Consider the following 17637-nt stretch of genomic DNA (forward strand, 5'->3'; position numbering starts at 1 on the left):
GGGGCGCCCCCGGTCCCGCTCAGGCCGGGGCCACCAGCGCCGCGATGCGGCGCGCGAGCCAGGGGCCGAGGAACAGGACCGCGAGGAACCGCGCGGTCTGCATGGCCATCACGAAGGGCATGTCCACGTCCGACGAGGCGGCGACGATGGCGACCGAGTCCATGCCGCCGGGGCTGGTCGCCAGCACCGCGGTCAGCAGATCCTCGCCCGTCGCCCAGGCCAGCGCGGCGCCCAGGCCGAAGCACAGCGCGATCAGCGCCACGATCCCCAGCAGCAGCCGCGGCAGGGCCCGCGCGGCATGGGCGAGGATCGGCCGGGTGAAGCGCAGCCCGATCCCCCAGCCCGCCACCGCGTAGGCCGCCGCCAGCAGCCAGGGCGGCAGGGCGGGCGTGGGCAGGTCGGCCCCGTGCAGGGCGATGGCGATGGCCATGGGCGCGAGGAACAGCGCCGAGGGCATCCGCACGATGCGCCCGATCAGCAGGCTCGCCCCCACCACCGCCGCGGTGACCGCAAGGCCGCCGGGGTCGAGCGGCGGAACCCAGTCGACGGCGGGCGCCTCCGCCCCCTCGGGCACGCCGACCCAGAAGCGGGCGATCAGCGCGGCCGAGGCGGCGACCAGCCCCACCCGCAGGTACTGCATCACCGCCACCAGCCGCATGTCGGCGCCATGCGCATCCGACAGGATCACCATGGCCGAGGCCGCGCCCGGCCAGGCGCCCCAGACCGCCGTGGTCCCCGGCAGCACCTGCGCGCGCGCCAGCAGCCAGCCGAGCCCCCCCGCCAGCGCCACCACCGAGCCGACGCCCGCCAGGAACACCGGCCAGTGGGCGAGGATGTCGCCCAACACCGTCGGCGGCGTCGCCGCGCCCACCATGCAGCCCACCACGCCGAGCGCCGAGAAATGCGCCGCCCGCGGCAGCGGGACCCCGCGTCCCGAGACCGCCATCGCCCCCGCCGCGATCATCGGCCCCAGCAGCAGCGCCGCCGGCAGGCCCGCCGCCTCCATCCCCCCGCCCAGCAAGGCGGACAGCGCGAGGATCGCCAGCCAGCGCCCGGCGAGCACGGCGGCCGAGGGCGCGGGGGCGACGGCGCCCTCCTGGACGGGATCGGGTTTGAAGACGGGCATGGACGCCTTGGGCAGGACGGCGGGAACGGGGGACGGCGGAAATCGACGGTCGCGGCCCGCGGCGGGCCGGCGAAGGGGGAAGGCGGCGCGAGGGGCGCGCGCCGACGGGGCGCGGAGTTACGCTGCAGTGCAGCAGATGTCCAGACCTTTACGCCCTCGCGTCGCTCCCGTCCAGCGGCAGGCGCCCGGTCAGGCCGGGGGGCGGCGCAGCAGCAGGCGGGTCATCCAGGCCACGCCCTGGTGCAGGCGGCCCTCGTCGAGGCGCACGCGGCCCTCGATCGCCTCGTGCAGTTCCAGCCCCTCGTTCGCCAGCCAGCCGAGGCTTTCGGCGACGCTCCAGCGCAGCTCGGGGGCGGAGGGGCCGGGGCCCTCGACGGGGGCGCCCGGGGGCGGGGCGCCGAAGCCCTCCAGCACCAGCCAGCCGCCGGGGGCGAGGGCGCGGGCGGCGACCGAGAGGCCGCGGCGGCGCAGCGGGGGCGGGCCCTGCAGGCAGATCAGCGCGACCAGGTCCCAGCGCCGGGCGCCGGGATCCCAGTCGAAGAGGTCGGCGGCGATGCGCTCGGCCGTCACGCCGGCGGCGGCGTCGCGGGCGAGGGCGCGGCGCGTGGCCTCGGCCGAGAGGTCGACGCCGGTCGTCTCCAGCCCCTGCCGCGCCAGCCAGGTCCCGTTGCGCCCGTCCCCCTCGGCGAGGCTGAGCGCGTGGCGCGGCGCGAGCTCCGGGCGGGCGAGGCACATCACCAGCCAGGCGTTGGGCGCCTCGCCGAACAGGCCGCCCTGCGCGGCGGCGTAGCGCGCGTCCCAGTCGGGACCGCGGCGGCGCGCAAGGGGCGTCCCCTCGCCTGGCCCGCTCACCGGGCGCCCTTTCCGCTGGGCGAAGTCATCGCGGCGCTTTCCGGGCGATCCGGCGCCATCGCTTGAAGCGCGGGCGAAACCACGCAGATCGAGGCGGGAACGCAACGCAGCGACCCATTTGAAAGGAGGCTTCCATGGCCGACCTGAACGGCAAACGCATCGCCATCCTCTCCACCCACGGCTTCGAGCAGTCCGAGCTGATGGTCCCGCGCGACAAGCTGCGCGAGATGGGCGCCGAGGTTCACGTGATCTCTCCCGAAGAGGGTCCGATCCGCGGCTGGAAGGGCGCCGACTGGGGCGAGAGCGCCGAGGTCGACCGCCCGCTGACCGGCGCGACCCATGACGACTACCACGCGCTGGTGATCCCGGGCGGGCAGATCAACCCCGATCTCCTGCGCGCCAATCCCGACGCGGTGGCGCTGGTGAAGGCGTTCCACGACGCCAAGAAGCCGATCGCCGCCGTCTGCCACGGGCCCTGGCTGCTGATCGAGGCCGACATCGTGCGGGGCCGCCGCGCCACGTCCTACGGCTCGGTCAAGACCGACATGATCAACGCCGGCGCGCGATGGGAGGATTCGAAGGTGGTCTGCGACGAGGGCATCGTCACCTCGCGCAATCCCGACGACCTCGACGCCTTCGTGGCCAAGATCGCCGAGGAGGTGCTGGAGGGCAAGCATATGAGCCGCGCCGCCTGAGCGCGCGGACCGCACCTCGGCCGGGGGGCTACTCATCGCTCCCCGGCGACTGGCGCAACGCCTTGACCTCGCCTCGCCGCGTCTTCGCGGCGAGGCGTCTTTTTTGCGAGCCCAGCGTGGGCCGGGTGGCGATGCGCTTCTTGGGCCGCTCCAGCGACTTGGCCACCAGCTCGGCGAGGCGCGCGCGCGCCTCCTCCCGGTTGCGGGCCTGGGAGCGGTGGGTCTCCGCCCGGATGATCAGCGCGCCGTCCGCCGTCCAGCGCCGCCCTGCCAGCCGGCGCAGGCGGGCCTTGGCGTCGGGCGGCAGGTTGGGGGAGCGGGCGGCCTCGAACCGCAGCTCGACCGCGCTGGAGACCTTGTTCACGTTCTGCCCGCCGGGCCCGGAGGCGCGGGTGAAGTGCTCGGTCAGCTCCCAGTCGGCGAGGGTTACGGCGTCGGTGATGCGGAGCATGTCGGTCGCTGCTGACTGCGGGAGGTCGGGGGGAGGGAGGACGGGGGGAACGGCTGCATGGGTCAAGGATGCACCGCGGGCCGGGCCTGACAAGGGGCGCCGCGGGGCGGAGGGTCTGAAAGGGCCGTCCGGAGACGCTCGGGGGCTGGCGGCGCCAGGAACGGGGCCTCGCGGAAGGAGAGCCGGCGGTTCGATCGGCGGTGGGCGGCAAGGGCGACCGGCGCCCCGAGACCTGCGCGCGGCAGGCGAACCTCGCCCCGAAAACGGAAGGACCGCGGCTTTCGCCGCGGTCCCGTGAGCCGTGGAGCCTCAGGCGGGCAGGGACTGAACCCCTCGCGCCCGAAGCGTCGGAAAAGGAGGCTGCCCCTTAGGCGATCACCTCGAACGTGAACCCGACCTTCAGCTCCAACGTATCACTCGACATTGGATCACCTCCTTTCCTTCAGTTGAACCTGACTGAGAGCATGCGCGCGCATCCTCCGACGGTCCAGCAAAAAATCCCGAAGATCACGCGGATCGTGAGGCGACGGGGACGTCAGGCGGCGCCCGTCAGGCCCGCTGGCCGCGCGGGCCCATCAGCGACAGCGCCGCGCGGAAGGGCGCCAGCGCCAGCAGGGCGAGCGCCATCTTCACCCCGAAGTCCGCCAGCGCCAGGCTGATCCACAGCGGGACCGGCCGGCCGACGCCCAGCACCGGAACCAGCTCGTTCGCCCAGGCGACGTCCTCCCAGGGCGCGAGCGGAGTCAGCCAGGCCGAGAAGGCCAGCGTGAAGAAGATCGCCGTGTCCGTCGCAGAGCCGATCAGGGAGGAGACCAGCGGCGCGCGCCACCAGGATTCGCCCCGCAGCCGGTCGAAGACGCCCACGTCCAGCATCTGCGCGACCAGGAAGGCGAGGCCCGAGGCGGCGGCGATGCGCAGCGTGGTGGCGCCGAAGCCCGCCGCGACCAGGCTGCACGCGACCCCCGCCGCGAAGCCCGCCAGCACCACCTTGCGCGCCGCCTGCGGACCCATCGCGCGGTTGGTCAGGTCTGTCACCAGGAAGGCGATGGGATAGGTCAGCGCCCCCCAGGTCAGCCAGTCGCCCAGCAGGTGCTGCACGAGGATGTTGGAGGCGACGACGGTCGCCGTCATGGCGATGGCGCCGATGATCAGGCCGCGGGAGCGGGTCATGGGAGATGTCCTCAGATTTCGCGGGAGGCTGCGCGGGAAGGGAGCATGGGGCGGGAAAGAGAAAGGGCGCGCATGCCGCGCGCCCGCTCAGGGGAGGCGCCCGGGGGCGCCGGTCGCGAGGTCTGGTCCGGGCCTCAGCCCGGCAGCATCCCCAGCGCGTTCATGTAGAGCTCGAGCATCGCCTCCTCCTCGGAGCGCTCCTCGGGCTTCTTCTTGCGCAGGGCCACTATTTTCCGGAGCGTCTTGGCGTCGAAGCCGTTGCCCTTGGCCTCGGCGTAGACCTCCTTGATCTGCTCGGAGACCTCCTTCTTCTCCTCCTCCAGCCGCTCGATCCGCTCCACGATGGCGCGGAGCTGGCCGGCGGAGACCGTGGTGGTGGAGAAGTCGTTATCGTCGTCGTCGAGCATCTCGTACTCCCGAGTCGGGCCGCGCAGGGAGCGCGGAAGCTATCCGCGCCCGGGCGGCGGGGCAAGGCGCCCCGCGCCGGCGTGGCGGGGGCCTCAGCGGTTGAAGCCGGAGCGGTGGGCCCAGCCGGTCATGCGCTTCTCGAGCCAGGCCATGACCGCGTACATCACGATGCCCTCGATGGCCAGCGCGATGAGGCAGGCGAAGACCAGCGGCACCTCGAAATTCGCCTGCGCGGTCAGCATCATGTGGCCCACGCCGGCGTTGGCCGCCACCGTCTCGGACATCACCGAGCCGATGAAGGCCAGCGTGATCGCCACCTTCAGCGAGCCGAAGAAATAGGGCAGCGAGCGCGGGATCCCGACCTTGGTCATGATGTCGAGCTTCTTGGCGCCCAGCGCGCGCAGCACGTCCTCCATCTCCGGCTCGATGGTGGCGAGGCCGGTGGCGACGTTCACCACGATGGGGAAGAACGAGATCAGGAAGGCCGTCAGCACGGCGGGCAGCCAGCCGGTGCCGAACCACAGCACCAGGATCGGGACGACGGCGACCTTGGGGATCGAGTTGAAGCCGATCATCAGCGGATAGAGGCCCGCGTAGATCCGCCGGTCCCAGCCGATGAACAGCCCCAGCGCCAGGCCGAAGACAATGGCGAGCAGGAACCCCGCCACGGTGGTCCACAGCGTCTGCAGCGAGTTCTCGGCCAGCCCGCCCGCGAATTCGTAAGCCGCGTAGGCGACCGAGCTGGGGGCGGGGAGGATGTAGTAGGGCACGCCCAGCACCCGGACCGCGATCTCCCAGACCACGAACAGGCCGATGGTGCAGACCCAGGGGGCGAGGCGCACCCAGGGGTCGGACTTGTAGGCGGCGACGACCGCCTCTTCGCTCGCCTCGCTCACTGGCGCGCCTCCGCGATCAGGCCGCGCAGCTCGTGCACGATGTCGGTGAACTCCCGCTCATAGGTCACGTCCAGCGGGCGGGGGCGGGGCAGGGGCACGTCACGGACCTTGATGACCCGGCCCGGGCGGGCGGAGAGCACGAAGATCCGGTCGGCGAGGAACACCGCCTCGCGCAGGTCGTGGGTCACCAGGATGGTGGTGAAGTTCTTCTGGGCGTGGAGGTCGCGCATCACGCACCACAGCTCCTCGCGGGTGAAGGCGTCGAGCGCGCCGAAGGGCTCGTCCAGCATCACCAGCTCGGGCTCGTGAATGAGCGCCCGGCAGAGGCTGGCGCGCTGCTGCATGCCGCCCGAGAGCTGCCAGGGGTACTTGTCGCCGGCGCCCTCGAGGCCGACGGAGGCGAGCAGCGCGTCGGCCTTGGCCTGGTACTCGGCCTTTTTCGCGCGCATCTGGCGGCGGTGCGGCTGCACCACCTCAAGCGGCAGCAGGACGTTGTCGCGGGTCAGCCGCCAGGGCAGCATCACCGGGTTCTGGAAGGCCATGCCGGCGATGGAGACGGGCCCGTTCACCGGCTTCCCCGCCACCGAGACGGTTCCCCGCGTGGGGAAATTCAGCCCGGTGGCGAGCTTCATCAGGGTGGACTTGCCGCAGCCCGAGGGCCCGACGACGGCGACGAACTCCCCCTTCTCGACCGAGAGGGAGAGGCCGTCCACGGCGAGCGTCCCCTCCGCCCCGCCCTGGGGGGCGTAGCGAAGGGCGACGTCGGCGATCTCGACGAAGCTCATCGTCGGAGCCCTGCGCGCCGGGTCAGTCCAGCATCCGCTCCTCGGCGGGGGGCAGGAAGGACGGGTCGAAGATGTCCTCGGCCGCGGGGCGCTTCTGGAAGTCGTAGGTGTCGGCGATCTGGTCCATCGACTTGGTCAGACGCTCCATGTCCACGGCGCCGAAGCCATTGGCGCGCACCTCGTCGGTGACGATGTTGTCCTTCAGCGCCATCTCCAGCCGCTCGAGCTCGACCTCCTCGCGGGCCACGTCGTTGTGGGCGGTGACGAACTTCACGGCCGCGGCGGGGTCGGCGACGGTCTCCTTGAAGCCCTTCACGAGCGCCGCGAGGAAGGCCTTCACCGCCTCGGGGTTCTCCTCGGCGAAGGCGGGGTTCACGAGGACCACGTTGCCGTAGAGGTCGAGGCCGTTCTCGGTCATCAGCAGGACGGTGATGTCGTCGGCCGGCACCCCGTTGGCCTTGAGGTTGATGTAGGACGAGAAGCTGAAGCCGGTGATCGCGTCGACCTTGCCCTGGGCCAGCATCGGCTCGCGCACCGGGAAGCCCACGTTCTCGATGGTGACCTTCGAGGCGTCGATGTCGTTGGCCTTGGTGAAGGCCTTCCACTGGGCGTAGGCGCCGTCGGGGGCGGGCGCGCCGAGGATCTTGCCCTCGAGGTCCTTGGGCGTCTCGATCCCCAGGCTCTTGCGGCCGACCACCGCGAAGGGCGGCTGGTTGTAGATCATGAAGATCGCCTTCACGGCCAGGTCGGGGTTCTGGTCGCGGAACTTGATCAGCGTGTTGATGTCGGCGGCGCCCATCTGGTAGGTGCCCGCCGCCACGCGCGGGATCGCGTCGAGCGAGCCCTTGCCGGTGTCCATGGTGACGTCGAGGCCGGCCTCCTCGAAATAGCCCTTGTCCAGCGCCAGCAGGAACGGGGCGGCGGGGCCTTCCCATTTCCAGTCGTTGGCGAAGGCGATCTTGGTCTGGGCCTGCGCCGCGCCGGCGGCCACGAGGGCGGCGGCGGCGAAGGCGAGCGTGCGGAATCGGATCATCGGGGGCCCCTTTCGCGGTGGTTCTGCCGACAGCGCAGGCATTAGGCACGCAGCCCGGCGCAGCCGCAAGCAGATGAACGGAGGGCGCCCCGTTTTGCAGCGCTCCATTCTGTCGCGGTGCGGGAGGAGAACGCGGCAGGCGGGACGCGGCGCGTGCCCGCCGGGGCTGGGACAGGGCGCGGATTCGCCTGCGGTTCGTCTTGCGACGGAGGCGCGCATCGGCCGGGATCGGGCCGCAGCCGCGGATCCGGAGGGGAACCGGCGGGGGGCGGCGCCCCCGCCGGGTCCGGTCGGGCGATCAGCCGCCGAAGCGGTCGCGCAGGCCGCGCAGGCCGGATTCGAAGACGCCGGCGATGATCTCGTCGGCCTTGGGATTGTCGCTGTCGAAGCTCGCCGACCAGTAGACCCGGCAACCGGTCGCGCCCGGCTCCTCGCGGTCGAAGCAGGTCAGGGTGGCGAGGTAGTTCTCCACCGGCAGGGGGCTTTCGGCGATCGAGTAGCGCTGCAGGCGGTCGCCCTGCTCCTCCAGCTTCTCGAGGAAGGCGGCGCCGCCCTTGGCGCGCACGTGGCGGTAGGCCTCGCCTTCGAGCTCGACCTTCTCCGAGCTCTCGACGCCGGGGTGCCAGAGGTCGAGGCGGAAGAAGTCGCCGATCACCGCCCAGACCTCGGCGGCGGGGACGGGAAGGTCGAGCCAGCGCTCCACCCGGTCGGTCTTGTGGTGATGCTCCATGGCGCGGCCTCCCCTGGGGTTGTTGGACCTTCGAGGTATGCCGCGGGCGGGCCGGGGGCAAGCCGCGGTCGATCGGTTTCGCGGGAGACTGGATTCCGCTCCGCGCCCGGACCATGATCGCGGCGCAAGCCCCCCGGCCGCCGCCCCCGGCGCGCGGTCCCCATCTCGCCCCCCGAGCGCCCGTCGCCCGGGCGCGCCCGCCGGTCGCGGCGGCGCGCCGGGGCCGCGGGCGGTCCGCGGGCCGGCCCAGGAGAACTCCCATGGAGAAACGCAGGCTCGGCGCCACCGGCCTTTCCATCGCCCCCATCGTGTTCGGCGGCAACGTCTTCGGCTGGACCATCGACGAGGCCGAGAGCTTCCGGGTGCTGGACGCCTTCGTCGACCACGGCTTCGATGCGATCGACACCGCCGACGTCTACTCGCGCTGGTTCCCCGGCAACGAGGGCGGCGAGTCGGAGACGGTGATCGGCCGCTGGCTGGCCGCCCGCCCGGGGATGCGGGAGAAGGTGACGATCTTCACCAAGGTCGGCTCGGACATGGGGCAGGGCAAGCGGGACCTGTCGGAGGCCTACATCCTCAAGGCGGTCGAGGATTCGCTGCGCCGGCTGGGGATCGAGCGGATCGACCTCTATTTCTCGCACTGGCCCGACCCGACCGTGAGCCACGAGGAGACGCTGGGCGCCTACGCCAAGCTGCTCGAGGCGGGCAAGATCGCCTCCATCGGGGCCTCGAACTACGACGCCGAATTGCTGGGGGCGGCGCTGGCGGCCGCGAAGGCGCAGGGGCTGCCGGCCTATGCGGCCCTGCAGAACGAGTACAACCTCTACGACCGCGGGGCGTTCGACGCGGAGCTGAAGGCGCTGTGCGCCGAGGCGGACGTGGGGCTGGTCACCTATTTCTCGCTGGCCTCGGGGTTCCTGTCGGGCAAGTACCGCTCGGCCGAGGACGCCAAGGGCCGGCCGCGCGGGGCGCGGCTGGAGAAGTATTTCGACGCGAAGGGCATGAAGGTGCTGGCGGCGCTGGACGAGGTCGCGGGCGCGCAGGGCGCCAAGCCCGCCGAGGTGGCGCTGGCCTGGCTGATCGCGGCCGAGGGCGTGTGCGCGCCCATCGCCTCGGCCACCTCCGTCGCCCAGGTGGAGAGCTTCGCGCGGGCCGCTTCGATGCGGCTGAGCGACGAGCAGATGGCGCTGCTGACCGACGCGGGCGCCTGATGGGCGGTCCGCGAGGCGAAGAGGGGGGAGCCGTGGGCGCCTGACGGCGCCGCCCCCCGGCCGCGCCTCCCGCCCGCCCTCCCCGGCGCGCCCGGGGGGCGGGCGCGGACCGGCGACGGGGAGCGGCGCGGCCGCTGGAGAGAGGGAGAGGTCGATGATCTTGATGCATCGCCTGGCGCTCGCCGCCGGGATCGCCGTGGTTCTGGGAAGCGTCGGGGTGGGGAGCGGGGCCTGGGCGGCTTCGCCCCCGCGCCCCTGCCCGGAGGGGACGGATCCGATGATGCGGCGCGAGCTGTTCTTCGGAACCGCCCGCCCGGACGCGCCCCCGGTCGACGAGGCGCAGTGGCAGGCCTTCGTGGACGCCGAGGTCACCCCCCGCTTCCCCGACGGGCTGACGCATTTCCCCGCCGCCGGCCAGTGGCGGGGCGCGGACGGCGCGGTGGTGCGCGAGCGGGCGCATGTGCTGCTGATCTTCCACGCCCCCTCGCCCGCCGCCGAGGCCGCGCTGGCCGAGATCCGGGCCCTGTGGAAGGACCGCTACGACCAGGAGAGCGTGATGCAGGTCGACGGAACCGCCTGCGTCGGGTTCTGAGGGCTGCGCGCCTGGGGCCGTCGGTCCTCGACCAGGAGCCCTCCGGGCGGCGCCCTCCGCCCCGCGCCCTATGCGCCGCGTCCCATGCGTTCCGCCCCGTCTTCGCCATGAAGGCGGCGCCGCGCCTCCCCACCCGTCGCGGACAAGGAGCGGGGGCGGGACCCCGGCGATTGGGAGAGGCGGCATGGTCGATTGGATGCAGGCGGTGATCGAGGCGGCGGGCGCCGCGGGGGTCGCGGCGCTGATGTTTCTCGAGAACCTGTTCCCGCCGATCCCGTCCGAGCTGGTGATGCCGCTGTCGGGCTACGTCGCGCATCTCCACGAGGGGGGCGTCGTCTCGCTGCTGTGGATGATCCTCGGGGGGGTGCTCGGCTCCACCGCCGGGGCGCTGCTGTGGTACTGGATCGGCCTGCGGATCGGCACCGAGAGCCTGCAGCGCTTCGCGCGCCGGCACGGGCGCTGGCTGACGCTGACCCCGGGCGACGTGCGCAAGGCCGACGCCTGGTTCGACCGCTGGGGCGGCTGGGCGGTGCTGCTGGGGCGGATGGTTCCCACGGTGCGCACCTTCGTCTCGGTGCCCGCCGGCGTGTCGGGGATGCGGCTGCGACCGTTCCTGGCGCTGACCGTGGCGGGGACGACGGTCTGGGTCTCGGCGCTGGCCGGGGCGGGCTGGGCGCTGGGCGCGGAATACGACGCGGTCTCGGCCTGGCTGGACCCGGTGGCGACGGCGGTGCTGGTCGCGATCGCGGCGATCTACCTCTACCGGGTGGCGACCTTCCGCCGGACCGTGCGCCGCCAGGACGCGGCCCGCGGCGCCGACGGCTGAGGCCGCCTTCCCCGCCCGCTGGCGCCGAGCGCGCTTCGTCCCGGTCGGCGGTCGGCCCGGGCGCCCACGCCCGCCCTGCGCCGCGGGCGGACGGCCGGGCCCGGCGCGCGGGTCGCCGCGGCGCCTCCGACCGGGAGGGCGGGAGCCGTCTCCGGGTCGTCCGGGTCCGGGCAAGGAGAGGGGCGACGGCGGGTCGCCGAGGCGGAGCCGCCCCGAACGGCGCCCCCGGGCCGAGCCGTCCCGCAATTCGTCGCCGCGAAAACCTCCCCCCTGCGAAGCGCAGACCCCATCAGCTGCGTAGACTGCATCCCCCGAAACGCAGAACGGCGGCCCCTAGGGCCGCCGTTCGCTCGTCTCGGGAGGGTCTCGCTCAGCCCTGGGGCTGGGGCGCCATGCCGCCGTCGTCGCCGGGGCGGCGCTTGCCGGCCTTGGGGATCGAGGCGATGCCGGAGCCCTCGCCCGGCGTCGGCGCCGGCGGTTCGTCGGAGGAGCGGTCCAGCGCCTCCCCGCGGATCACCTTGCCGATCTCCTCGCCGGTCAGCGTCTCGTATTCCAGCAGGCCCTGGGCCAGGCGCTCGAGGTCCTCGGCCCGCTCGGTCAGGATCCGCTTGGCGGTCTCGTAACCCTCGTCCACCAGGCGGCGGACCTCGGCGTCGATCACGCGCTGCGTCTCGGGCGAGGCGCTGGACGGGCCCTGGCCGGCGCCCAGGAAGCTCTGCTGCTCGTTGGCGTAGTCGATGTTGCCCAGCTTCTCGGACATGCCGAACTGGGTGACCATCGCGCGGGCGATCTTGGTCACCTGCTGGATGTCCGAGGACGCGCCCGAGGTCACCTTGTCCGGGCCGAAGATCAGCTCCTCGGCCACCTTGCCGCCCATCGCCATGGCGATCTTCGAGCGGTACTTGGTGTAGCTGACCGAGAGGTGGTCGCGCTCCGGCAGCGACAGCACCAGGCCCAGCGCGCGGCCGCGAGGGATGATCGTCGCCTTGTGGATCGGGTCATGCTCGGGGACGTTGAGGCCGACGATGGCGTGACCGGCCTCGTGATAGGCGGTCAGCTTCTTCTCGTCCTCGGTCATCACCATGGACCGCCGCTCGGCGCCCATCATGACCTTGTCCTTGGCGTTCTCGAAATCGTCCATCGTCACCAGGCGCTTGCCGAGACGCGCGGCGGTCAGCGCGGCCTCGTTCACCAGGTTGGCGAGGTCGGCGCCCGAGAAGCCGGGGGTGCCGCGGGCGATGACCTTGAGGTCCACGTTCGGCGCCAGCGGGGTCTTGCGGGCGTGGACGTGCAGGATCTTCTCGCGGCCGGCCACGTCGGGGTTGGGCACCACGACCTGGCGGTCGAAGCGGCCGGGACGCAGCAGCGCGGGGTCGAGCACGTCGGGGCGGTTGGTGGCGGCGACCAGGATCACGCCCTCGTTCGCCTCGAACCCGTCCATCTCGACCAGCAGCTGGTTGAGGGTCTGCTCGCGCTCGTCGTTGCCGCCGCCGTAGCCGGCGCCGCGGTGGCGGCCGACCGCGTCGATCTCGTCGATGAACACGATGCAGGGGGCGTTCTTCTTCGCCTGCTCGAACATGTCGCGCACGCGGCTGGCGCCGACGCCCACGAACATCTCGACGAAGTCGGAGCCCGAGATGGTGAAGAACGGCACGCCGGCCTCGCCCGCGATGGCGCGCGCCAGCAGGGTCTTACCGGTGCCCGGAGGGCCCACCAGCAGGGCGCCCTTGGGGATCTTGCCGCCGAGGCGGGAATATTTCTGCGGGTCCTTGAGGAACTCGACGATCTCCTCGAGCTCCTCCTTCGCCTCGTCGATGCCGGCGACGTCGTCGAAGGTGACCTTGCCCGACCGCTCGGTCAGGAGCTTGGCCTTCGACTTGCCGAAGCCCATGGCGCCGCCGCGGGCGCCGCCCTGCATGCGGTTGAGGAAGAAGATCCAGACGCCGATCAGGATCAGCATCGGAAGCCAGAAGCCCAGCGTCGACAGCAGGCCCGAGGACTGCTGCGGCTCGACCCGGATCTCGACGCCGTGCTGGCGCAGGTCGGAAATCACGTCCGCTCCGCCGGGCTGGATGGTCTGGAATTCCGCGCCCGTGCCGAGGCGGCCCGAAATGCGCTCTCCATCGATGACGACGGAGGAGACCTGGTCGCTTTCCACCCTCTGGAGGAAATCCGAGAAGGTGATGCGCGCCCCTTGAGCGCCGCTGCCGCCCTCCTGGAACACGCTGAACAGCGCGACCAGAAGCAGGATCACGACGGCCCAGAAGGCCAGGTTCTTGGCGTTGCCCAAGGTTGATCTCCGATTCGGTGCGCGGGGACTGACCCCTCACATAGGTATCACACGGCGACGGTCAACGCGCGGCGGCCCGCGCGGTCGGCGTCCACTGGGACGGGGCGGCTCGACCGGGTCGCATGAACCTCGGCGTTTACCGCAGAATCCTTTCAGAAAGAAGGTCACGCAGGGTCGCGCGTGCAAGGGGCGCGACGCCTTGACCGGGGCCCTGGCCGGGATCGACGCCCCAGCCCGCCAGCGGCGCCGCCGCCAGCCGGCCGCCGACGCGCAGCGCGGGGGCCGCGGCGCGGGCGTGACGCGGGGCGCGGGCCCAGGCGGGGGAGGGGGTCCAGGCGCCCGAGCGCTCCTCCGCCGCGAGCAGGGCGAGGCCGGTGGCCCCCAGCGGTCCCAGCACCGCGCGTTCGGCGGCGCGGGCGACGTCGGGGTCGCTCCCTTCCAGCCGCCAGCGCCCGTCCCAGGCCTCGCCGAGCGGCGCCGTGGGCGCGGGCAGGGCGGCAGGTTCGCGGTGGAGCACGATCTCCGCCCCCTCGCCCGGCGCATCGGCGAGGATCACGCAGCCGCCCAGGGTGCGGGGGGCGAGCGGGTCGGGGGAGAGGAGGGCGCCCTCGATCTCGGCCAGCGCCCGGGCGCGGGGGGCGTGGGCGGCGCCGGCCAGCGCGCGGAACAGCTCGGCCAGCACCCGGCGGCGCAGGGCGCGGGGGGCCTCGGCCAGGGCGGCGCGGGGCAGGCGGAGTTCGCCGGCGCCGCCGATCTCCAGCCGGCCGCGCAGGAAATCGGCGGCGAGATCGCGCAACGCGTCGCTGTCCTCGGCCAGGCGCCCGGCGGTGGCGGCGATGCCCTCGGCGGTCACCCCCACGGGGCGCAGGGCGGCGAGCGCGCGGCGGGCCTTCACCCGGTCGCGGGCGGGGTCCTCGTTGGAGGGGTCCTCGATCCAGCCCTGGCCGGCATGGCGCAGCAGGGCGCGGAGGTCCTCCCGGCGCAGGTCGAGCGCGGGGCGCAGCCAGCGGGCGCCGGCGCGGTGCGAGACCTCGCGCATCGCGCTGAGCCCGTCGAGGCCGGAGCCGCGGGCGAGGCGCATCAGCAGCGTCTCCGCCTGGTCGTCGAGCGTGTGGGCGAGCGCCACCGCCTCCAGCCCCCGCTCCGCCGCCCAGCCGGCGATCAGCCCGGCGCGGGCGTCGCGGGCGGCCTCGGCGAGGTTGCCGCTCTCGGGCCTGTCGGTCCAGCGCAGGGTGGCGTGGGGCACGCCCAGGCGGGCGCAGAGATGGGCGGTCCAGGCGGCCTCGACGCCGGCTTCGGCGCGCAGGCCATGGTCGACGGTGACCGCCTCGATCCGCAGAGGGCGGCGGGCGGAGAGCTCCACCGCCGCGAGCAGCAACGCCAGGCTGTCGCCGCCGCCGGAGACGGCGAGGCCCAGCGTCGGCGGGGCGAGCGCGTCGAGGCGCGAGATCAGGGCCGCGCGGACCTGCGCGGCGATCTCGGCGTCGCCGGGCTCCGGCGGGGGGGAGACGAGGTCGATGGGCAGGCGCGGCGGCGGGGCCGCGGCGGCGGGCTCGGCGAGGGTGGAGAGCGCCTCGGGCGACGGTTGGGAACCGCCGGGCCGAGAAGCGGTCGCCTCGGCGCCGACGGTCAGTCCCGACGCGGCGAGCGCCGTCGCATCGGCGTCTGCCCGCAGGCCGGGGGACCCGGCGGGGGCGGCCGTCTCGTCGGATGAGAGGGGGGCGGGCCCGGGGTCCGGGCCCGCGCCGGGGTCGGCGCGTCCGCTCACCGGCTCACTTGCAGCCGAGGCGGCCGCGCTCGGCCTCGGCCGTCGAGACGGCGCCCGAGCCGGGATAGCGCGCGCCGACCTCGGCCAGCGTCATGCAGGCCTCGTTGACCTGGTTCAGCCGGCCCAGCGCGACGCCCAGGTAGGCGAGGCTGTCGGGCGCCGAGCGGGCCTGCGGATAGGCGGTGACGTTGGTCAGGAAGGTCTGCGCGGCCTCCCGCGTCTGGCCGAGCTCGAGCTGGGCGCGGCCCAGCTTGTGCTCCGCCTCCGGGGTCAGCGGCCCGTCGGGATACTGCGCCAGGAACTGCAGCAGCCGCGCCCGGGCGCCCGCGTAGTCGCCCGAGGCGAGCGCCTGCTCGGCGTCGTCGAGGGCCACCTGCTCGGACACCGCCACCGCGCCGCCGCCCGAGGAGGAGGGACGCGGACCGGCCTGGCCCAGCGGCGTGGGATCGCCGACCAGCGAGGGGTCGCCCCCCTCGATCGTGGTCACCCGCCAGTCGAGGTCGTTGATCCGCTGTCCGCCGTCGGCGGCGAGCTGGTTGAGCTTGTGCTCCAGCTCCTGGATGCGGCCGTTGAGGCGGCGCACCTCGTCCTCCAGCGCCTGCACCTGGGCGGCGACGGCGCCGCCCTGCTGGGCCTGGACGGAGACGGGAAGCAGAGCGGCGGGGGCGGCGAGAACCGCCCCCGCGAGGATCGGCCCGGCCAGAGCCGGGCGCAGCAGGCGCGCGAGGGCCGTGGCCCCGCGCGTCCCGCCCGTGAGGGCGCGCCGCCGGCGCGCCCCCCGGGCGCCGTCGCGACCGCGCCCCGTCATCAGCTGATCGGCCCGCCGGCGACGACGGTCACGGAGCGGCGGTTCTGCGACCAGCAGCTCTCGTTCGAGCACAGGGCGTCGGGACGCTCCTTGCCGTAGGTGACCATGCGCAGGCGCGAGCTGTCGATGCCCTCGCCGATCAGGAACGACCGCGCGGCGGCGGCGCGGCGGGCGCCCAGCGCGAGGTTGTACTCGCGGGTCCCGCGCTCGTCCGCATGGCCCTCGATGGTGGCGGTGCGGGCCGGGTTCTGGCGCAGCCAGTCGGCCTGGGCGCGCAGGGTCGCCTGGGCGGCCGCGTCCAGCAGCGAGCTGTCGGTGGCGAAGAACACGCGGTCGCCGATCGACTGGTTGAAGTACTCGACCGAGGTCGGGTCGAGCGTGCCGGCGCCGTAGCCCGGCGTGGAGCCGCCGACGTCGGCGCCGGCGGTTTCGTCGACGTCCGTCGAACAGGCCGCGAGGCCTGCGACGAGCATCAGGGCGGCGAGGGGTTTGAGCAGGGTCATCTCAGGTCCTTGGCTCAGGCCTGGCGGACGGTCCGCCAGACGATGGGGGGTGGTGTCCGGCGGTTCGCCCGCCGTCTTGTTGCCGACCGGCGCCGCGGCTCAGGGGAGCAGCGGCGACCAGGACGGATCGGAGGCCGCGCCCGGCGTGGGGGCCCGGCGCAGGTTGCGCCCGTTGGCGTCGACGCGCCAGATCTGCGGCGCGCCCTGGGCGCCCGGGCTTTCGCGGAAGAACATCAGCACCCGGCCGTTGGGCGACCAGGTGGGACCCTCGTCGAGGAAAGAGGCGGTCAGAAGGCGCTCGTTGGACCCGTCGGTGCGCATGACGCCGACGTGGAAGCGCCCGCCCAGCTGCTTGGTGAAGGCGATCAGGTCGCCGCGCGGCGACCACACCGGCGTGCCGTAGCGCCCCTCCCCGAAGGAGATGCGGCGCGGCGCGCCGCCGTTCGCGGGCATCACGTAGAGCTGCTGGGTGCCGCCGGCGTCGGATTCGAACACGATCTCCGAGCCGTCGGGCGAATAGTCGGGCGAGGTCTCGATGCCCGGGCCGGAGGTCAGCTTGCTGAGCTGCCGCGAGGCCAGCGACATCGAGTAGATGTCGGTGTTCGCCCCGTCGGTCAGCGACATCAGCACCCGGCTCCCGTCCGGGGAGAACTTCGGCGAGAAGGACATCGAGGGGAACGAGCCCAGCACCTCGGAGCCGCCGCCGCGCAGGTCCTGGTAGACCACCTTCGGCGCGCCCGTGCCCCAGGAGATGTAGACCAGGCTGTCGCCCGAGGGCGAGAACTGCGGCGACAGCGCCAGCGAGGAGCCGTCGGTGATGTAGCGCACGTTGGCGCCGTCCTGGTCCATGATCGCCACGCGCTTCTGGCGGGCGTTCTTGGGGCCGGTCTCGGAGATGAAGGCCACGCGGCTGTCGAAGTAGCCGGGCTCCCCGGTCAGGGCGAGGTGGATGGCGTCGGCGATCTTGTGGCCGATGCGGCGGGCGTCGCCGGGCGCTGCGCGCAGGCCCAGCCCGTCGCCCAGCGGCTTGCCGCCGAACACGTCCCAGAGCTGGAAGCGCACCTGCAGGCGGCCGTCCTCGGCCAGCGAGGATTCGGCCACGCCCAGCGCCTCGGCGTTGATCACGCGCCAGTTCTCGAAATCCGGGCGCGCGTCGACCGGGCCGCCGGGGACCAGGTAGGCGGAGGGATCGACGATGCGGAACAGGCCCGAACCCGCGAGGTCGTCGCTGACCACCTGGCGGATCTCCTGCGCGTAGGAGGCCGAGCCGCCGTCCGCCGCGAAGGCGGGAAGGGCGATGGGCATCGGCTCGATCACGCCTTCGGTGATCTCGATGCGCAGGGGCTCCTGCGCGGCGGCGGGCGCGGCGGCCAGGCCCGCGCCGGCGGCCGCCAGCGCGAGGAGGGAGACGGCCAGCAGGGACCGGAACGGGCGGCGTCGGGCGGTCATCGGAGCGATACCCCTTCTGCGGATCTTGTCGTCGGTGCGGCGGG

18 protein-coding genes are annotated in these 17637 nt (G+C 73.5%); 4 read left to right on the forward strand and 14 right to left on the reverse strand.

Features of this window, described 5'->3' with window-relative positions; translation table 11 throughout:
- Positions 1-19: 19 nt before the first annotated feature.
- On the reverse strand, positions 20-1126 hold the full coding sequence (locus P2H44_RS13360; RefSeq protein ID WP_275764171.1) for an AbrB family transcriptional regulator: 1107 nt from the start codon (positions 1124-1126) through the stop codon (positions 20-22).
- 189 nt (positions 1127-1315) lie between these two features.
- Entirely contained in the window at positions 1316-1978 is a 663-nt protein-coding gene (locus tag P2H44_RS13365; RefSeq protein ID WP_275764173.1) for a class I SAM-dependent methyltransferase, read from the reverse strand.
- Positions 1979-2112: 134 nt separating this feature from the next.
- Between P2H44_RS13365 and P2H44_RS13370 the strand changes: the two genes are divergently transcribed.
- Entirely contained in the window at positions 2113-2673 is a 561-nt protein-coding gene (locus tag P2H44_RS13370) for a type 1 glutamine amidotransferase domain-containing protein (protein WP_275764176.1), read from the forward strand.
- Positions 2674-2701: 28 nt separating this feature from the next.
- Here P2H44_RS13370 and arfB read toward each other — a convergent pair whose 3' ends face one another.
- The 7 genes from arfB to P2H44_RS13405 all read right to left on the reverse strand — a co-directional run bounded on the left by arfB (position 2702) and on the right by P2H44_RS13405 (position 8146).
- Entirely contained in the window at positions 2702-3124 is a 423-nt protein-coding gene (arfB, locus tag P2H44_RS13375) for an alternative ribosome rescue aminoacyl-tRNA hydrolase ArfB (protein ID WP_275764178.1), read from the reverse strand.
- 549 nt (positions 3125-3673) lie between these two features.
- Entirely contained in the window at positions 3674-4294 is a 621-nt protein-coding gene (locus P2H44_RS13380; RefSeq protein WP_275764180.1) for a VUT family protein, read from the reverse strand.
- A gap of 134 nt (positions 4295-4428) precedes the next feature.
- Positions 4429-4701: a DUF2312 domain-containing protein gene (locus P2H44_RS13385; RefSeq protein ID WP_092858936.1), complete on the reverse strand. Its 273-nt coding sequence runs from the start codon at positions 4699-4701 to the stop codon at positions 4429-4431.
- A 93-nt stretch (positions 4702-4794) separates the two neighbouring features.
- Positions 4795-5598 (reverse strand): ABC transporter permease, encoded by an 804-nt coding sequence (locus tag P2H44_RS13390; protein WP_275764185.1) that lies wholly within the window; start codon positions 5596-5598, stop codon positions 4795-4797.
- Positions 5595-6383, reverse strand: coding sequence for an ABC transporter ATP-binding protein (locus P2H44_RS13395; protein ID WP_275764187.1), 789 nt, complete (start codon positions 6381-6383; stop codon positions 5595-5597). Before P2H44_RS13395 ends, P2H44_RS13390 begins: the two co-directional genes overlap by 4 nt.
- Before the next feature lie 22 nt (positions 6384-6405).
- Positions 6406-7416, reverse strand: a complete 1011-nt coding sequence (locus P2H44_RS13400; protein WP_275764190.1) for an ABC transporter substrate-binding protein — start codon at positions 7414-7416, stop codon at positions 6406-6408.
- 298 nt (positions 7417-7714) lie between these two features.
- Positions 7715-8146 (reverse strand): SRPBCC family protein, encoded by a 432-nt coding sequence (locus P2H44_RS13405; RefSeq protein WP_275764193.1) that lies wholly within the window; start codon positions 8144-8146, stop codon positions 7715-7717.
- Positions 8147-8406: 260 nt separating this feature from the next.
- On the opposite strand from P2H44_RS13405, the gene P2H44_RS13410 reads away from it, so the two are divergent.
- The 3 genes from P2H44_RS13410 (at position 8407) to P2H44_RS13420 (ending at position 10775) form a co-directional block, all read left to right on the forward strand.
- Positions 8407-9357 carry an aldo/keto reductase gene (locus tag P2H44_RS13410; protein ID WP_275764195.1) on the forward strand — a complete coding sequence of 317 codons (951 nt, stop codon included), beginning with the start codon at positions 8407-8409 and terminating at the stop codon, positions 9355-9357.
- Positions 9358-9511: 154 nt separating this feature from the next.
- Positions 9512-9949, forward strand: a complete 438-nt coding sequence (locus P2H44_RS13415; RefSeq protein WP_275764197.1) for a DUF3574 domain-containing protein — start codon at positions 9512-9514, stop codon at positions 9947-9949.
- Between the two features lie 184 nt (positions 9950-10133).
- Complete coding sequence (locus tag P2H44_RS13420; protein ID WP_275764200.1) at positions 10134-10775, forward strand: DedA family protein; 642 nt, start codon at positions 10134-10136, stop codon at positions 10773-10775.
- A 370-nt stretch (positions 10776-11145) separates the two neighbouring features.
- Here P2H44_RS13420 and ftsH read toward each other — a convergent pair whose 3' ends face one another.
- From ftsH to tolB, 5 genes are all read right to left on the reverse strand, one after another.
- On the reverse strand, positions 11146-13065 hold the full coding sequence (ftsH, locus tag P2H44_RS13425) for an ATP-dependent zinc metalloprotease FtsH (protein WP_275764202.1): 1920 nt from the start codon (positions 13063-13065) through the stop codon (positions 11146-11148).
- Between the two features lie 136 nt (positions 13066-13201).
- Complete coding sequence (tilS, locus tag P2H44_RS13430; protein WP_275764203.1) at positions 13202-14833, reverse strand: tRNA lysidine(34) synthetase TilS; 1632 nt, start codon at positions 14831-14833, stop codon at positions 13202-13204.
- 4 nt (positions 14834-14837) lie between these two features.
- Positions 14838-15641 carry a tol-pal system protein YbgF gene (ybgF, locus tag P2H44_RS13435; RefSeq protein ID WP_275764205.1) on the reverse strand — a complete coding sequence of 268 codons (804 nt, stop codon included), beginning with the start codon at positions 15639-15641 and terminating at the stop codon, positions 14838-14840.
- The gene (gene pal / locus P2H44_RS13440) at positions 15641-16144 is read right to left on the reverse strand and encodes a peptidoglycan-associated lipoprotein Pal (protein WP_275764207.1); all 504 of its coding nucleotides are present in this window, start codon (positions 16142-16144) and stop codon (positions 15641-15643) included. Before pal ends, ybgF begins: the two co-directional genes overlap by 1 nt.
- Positions 16145-16243: 99 nt before the next feature.
- Positions 16244-17593: a Tol-Pal system beta propeller repeat protein TolB gene (gene tolB, locus P2H44_RS13445; protein ID WP_275764208.1), complete on the reverse strand. Its 1350-nt coding sequence runs from the start codon at positions 17591-17593 to the stop codon at positions 16244-16246.
- Between the last annotated feature and the right edge of the window lie 44 nt (positions 17594-17637).

This window comes from Albimonas marina (genome assembly GCF_029223255.1).
In the GTDB taxonomy this organism is placed as follows: Bacteria; Pseudomonadota; Alphaproteobacteria; order Rhodobacterales; family Rhodobacteraceae; genus Albimonas.

Excerpts from the sequence above, each read along its gene's own strand:
- P2H44_RS13360 (WP_275764171.1), bottom strand. The coding sequence starts at position 1,126 with ATGCCCGTCTTCAAACCCGATCCCGTCCAGGAGGGCGCCGTCGCCCCC.
- P2H44_RS13370 (WP_275764176.1), top strand. The coding sequence starts at position 2,113 with ATGGCCGACCTGAACGGCAAACGCATCGCCATCCTCTCCACCCACGGC.
- arfB (WP_275764178.1), bottom strand. The coding sequence starts at position 3,124 with ATGCTCCGCATCACCGACGCCGTAACCCTCGCCGACTGGGAGCTGACC.
- P2H44_RS13380 (WP_275764180.1), bottom strand. The coding sequence starts at position 4,294 with ATGACCCGCTCCCGCGGCCTGATCATCGGCGCCATCGCCATGACGGCG.
- P2H44_RS13385 (WP_092858936.1), bottom strand. The coding sequence starts at position 4,701 with ATGCTCGACGACGACGATAACGACTTCTCCACCACCACGGTCTCCGCC.
- P2H44_RS13395 (WP_275764187.1), bottom strand. The coding sequence starts at position 6,383 with ATGAGCTTCGTCGAGATCGCCGACGTCGCCCTTCGCTACGCCCCCCAG.
- P2H44_RS13400 (WP_275764190.1), bottom strand. The coding sequence starts at position 7,416 with ATGATCCGATTCCGCACGCTCGCCTTCGCCGCCGCCGCCCTCGTGGCC.
- P2H44_RS13405 (WP_275764193.1), bottom strand. The coding sequence starts at position 8,146 with ATGGAGCATCACCACAAGACCGACCGGGTGGAGCGCTGGCTCGACCTT.
- P2H44_RS13410 (WP_275764195.1), top strand. The coding sequence starts at position 8,407 with ATGGAGAAACGCAGGCTCGGCGCCACCGGCCTTTCCATCGCCCCCATC.
- P2H44_RS13415 (WP_275764197.1), top strand. The coding sequence starts at position 9,512 with ATGATCTTGATGCATCGCCTGGCGCTCGCCGCCGGGATCGCCGTGGTT.
- P2H44_RS13420 (WP_275764200.1), top strand. The coding sequence starts at position 10,134 with ATGGTCGATTGGATGCAGGCGGTGATCGAGGCGGCGGGCGCCGCGGGG.
- ybgF (WP_275764205.1), bottom strand. The coding sequence starts at position 15,641 with ATGACGGGGCGCGGTCGCGACGGCGCCCGGGGGGCGCGCCGGCGGCGC.
- pal (WP_275764207.1), bottom strand. The coding sequence starts at position 16,144 with ATGACCCTGCTCAAACCCCTCGCCGCCCTGATGCTCGTCGCAGGCCTC.
- tolB (WP_275764208.1), bottom strand. The coding sequence starts at position 17,593 with ATGACCGCCCGACGCCGCCCGTTCCGGTCCCTGCTGGCCGTCTCCCTC.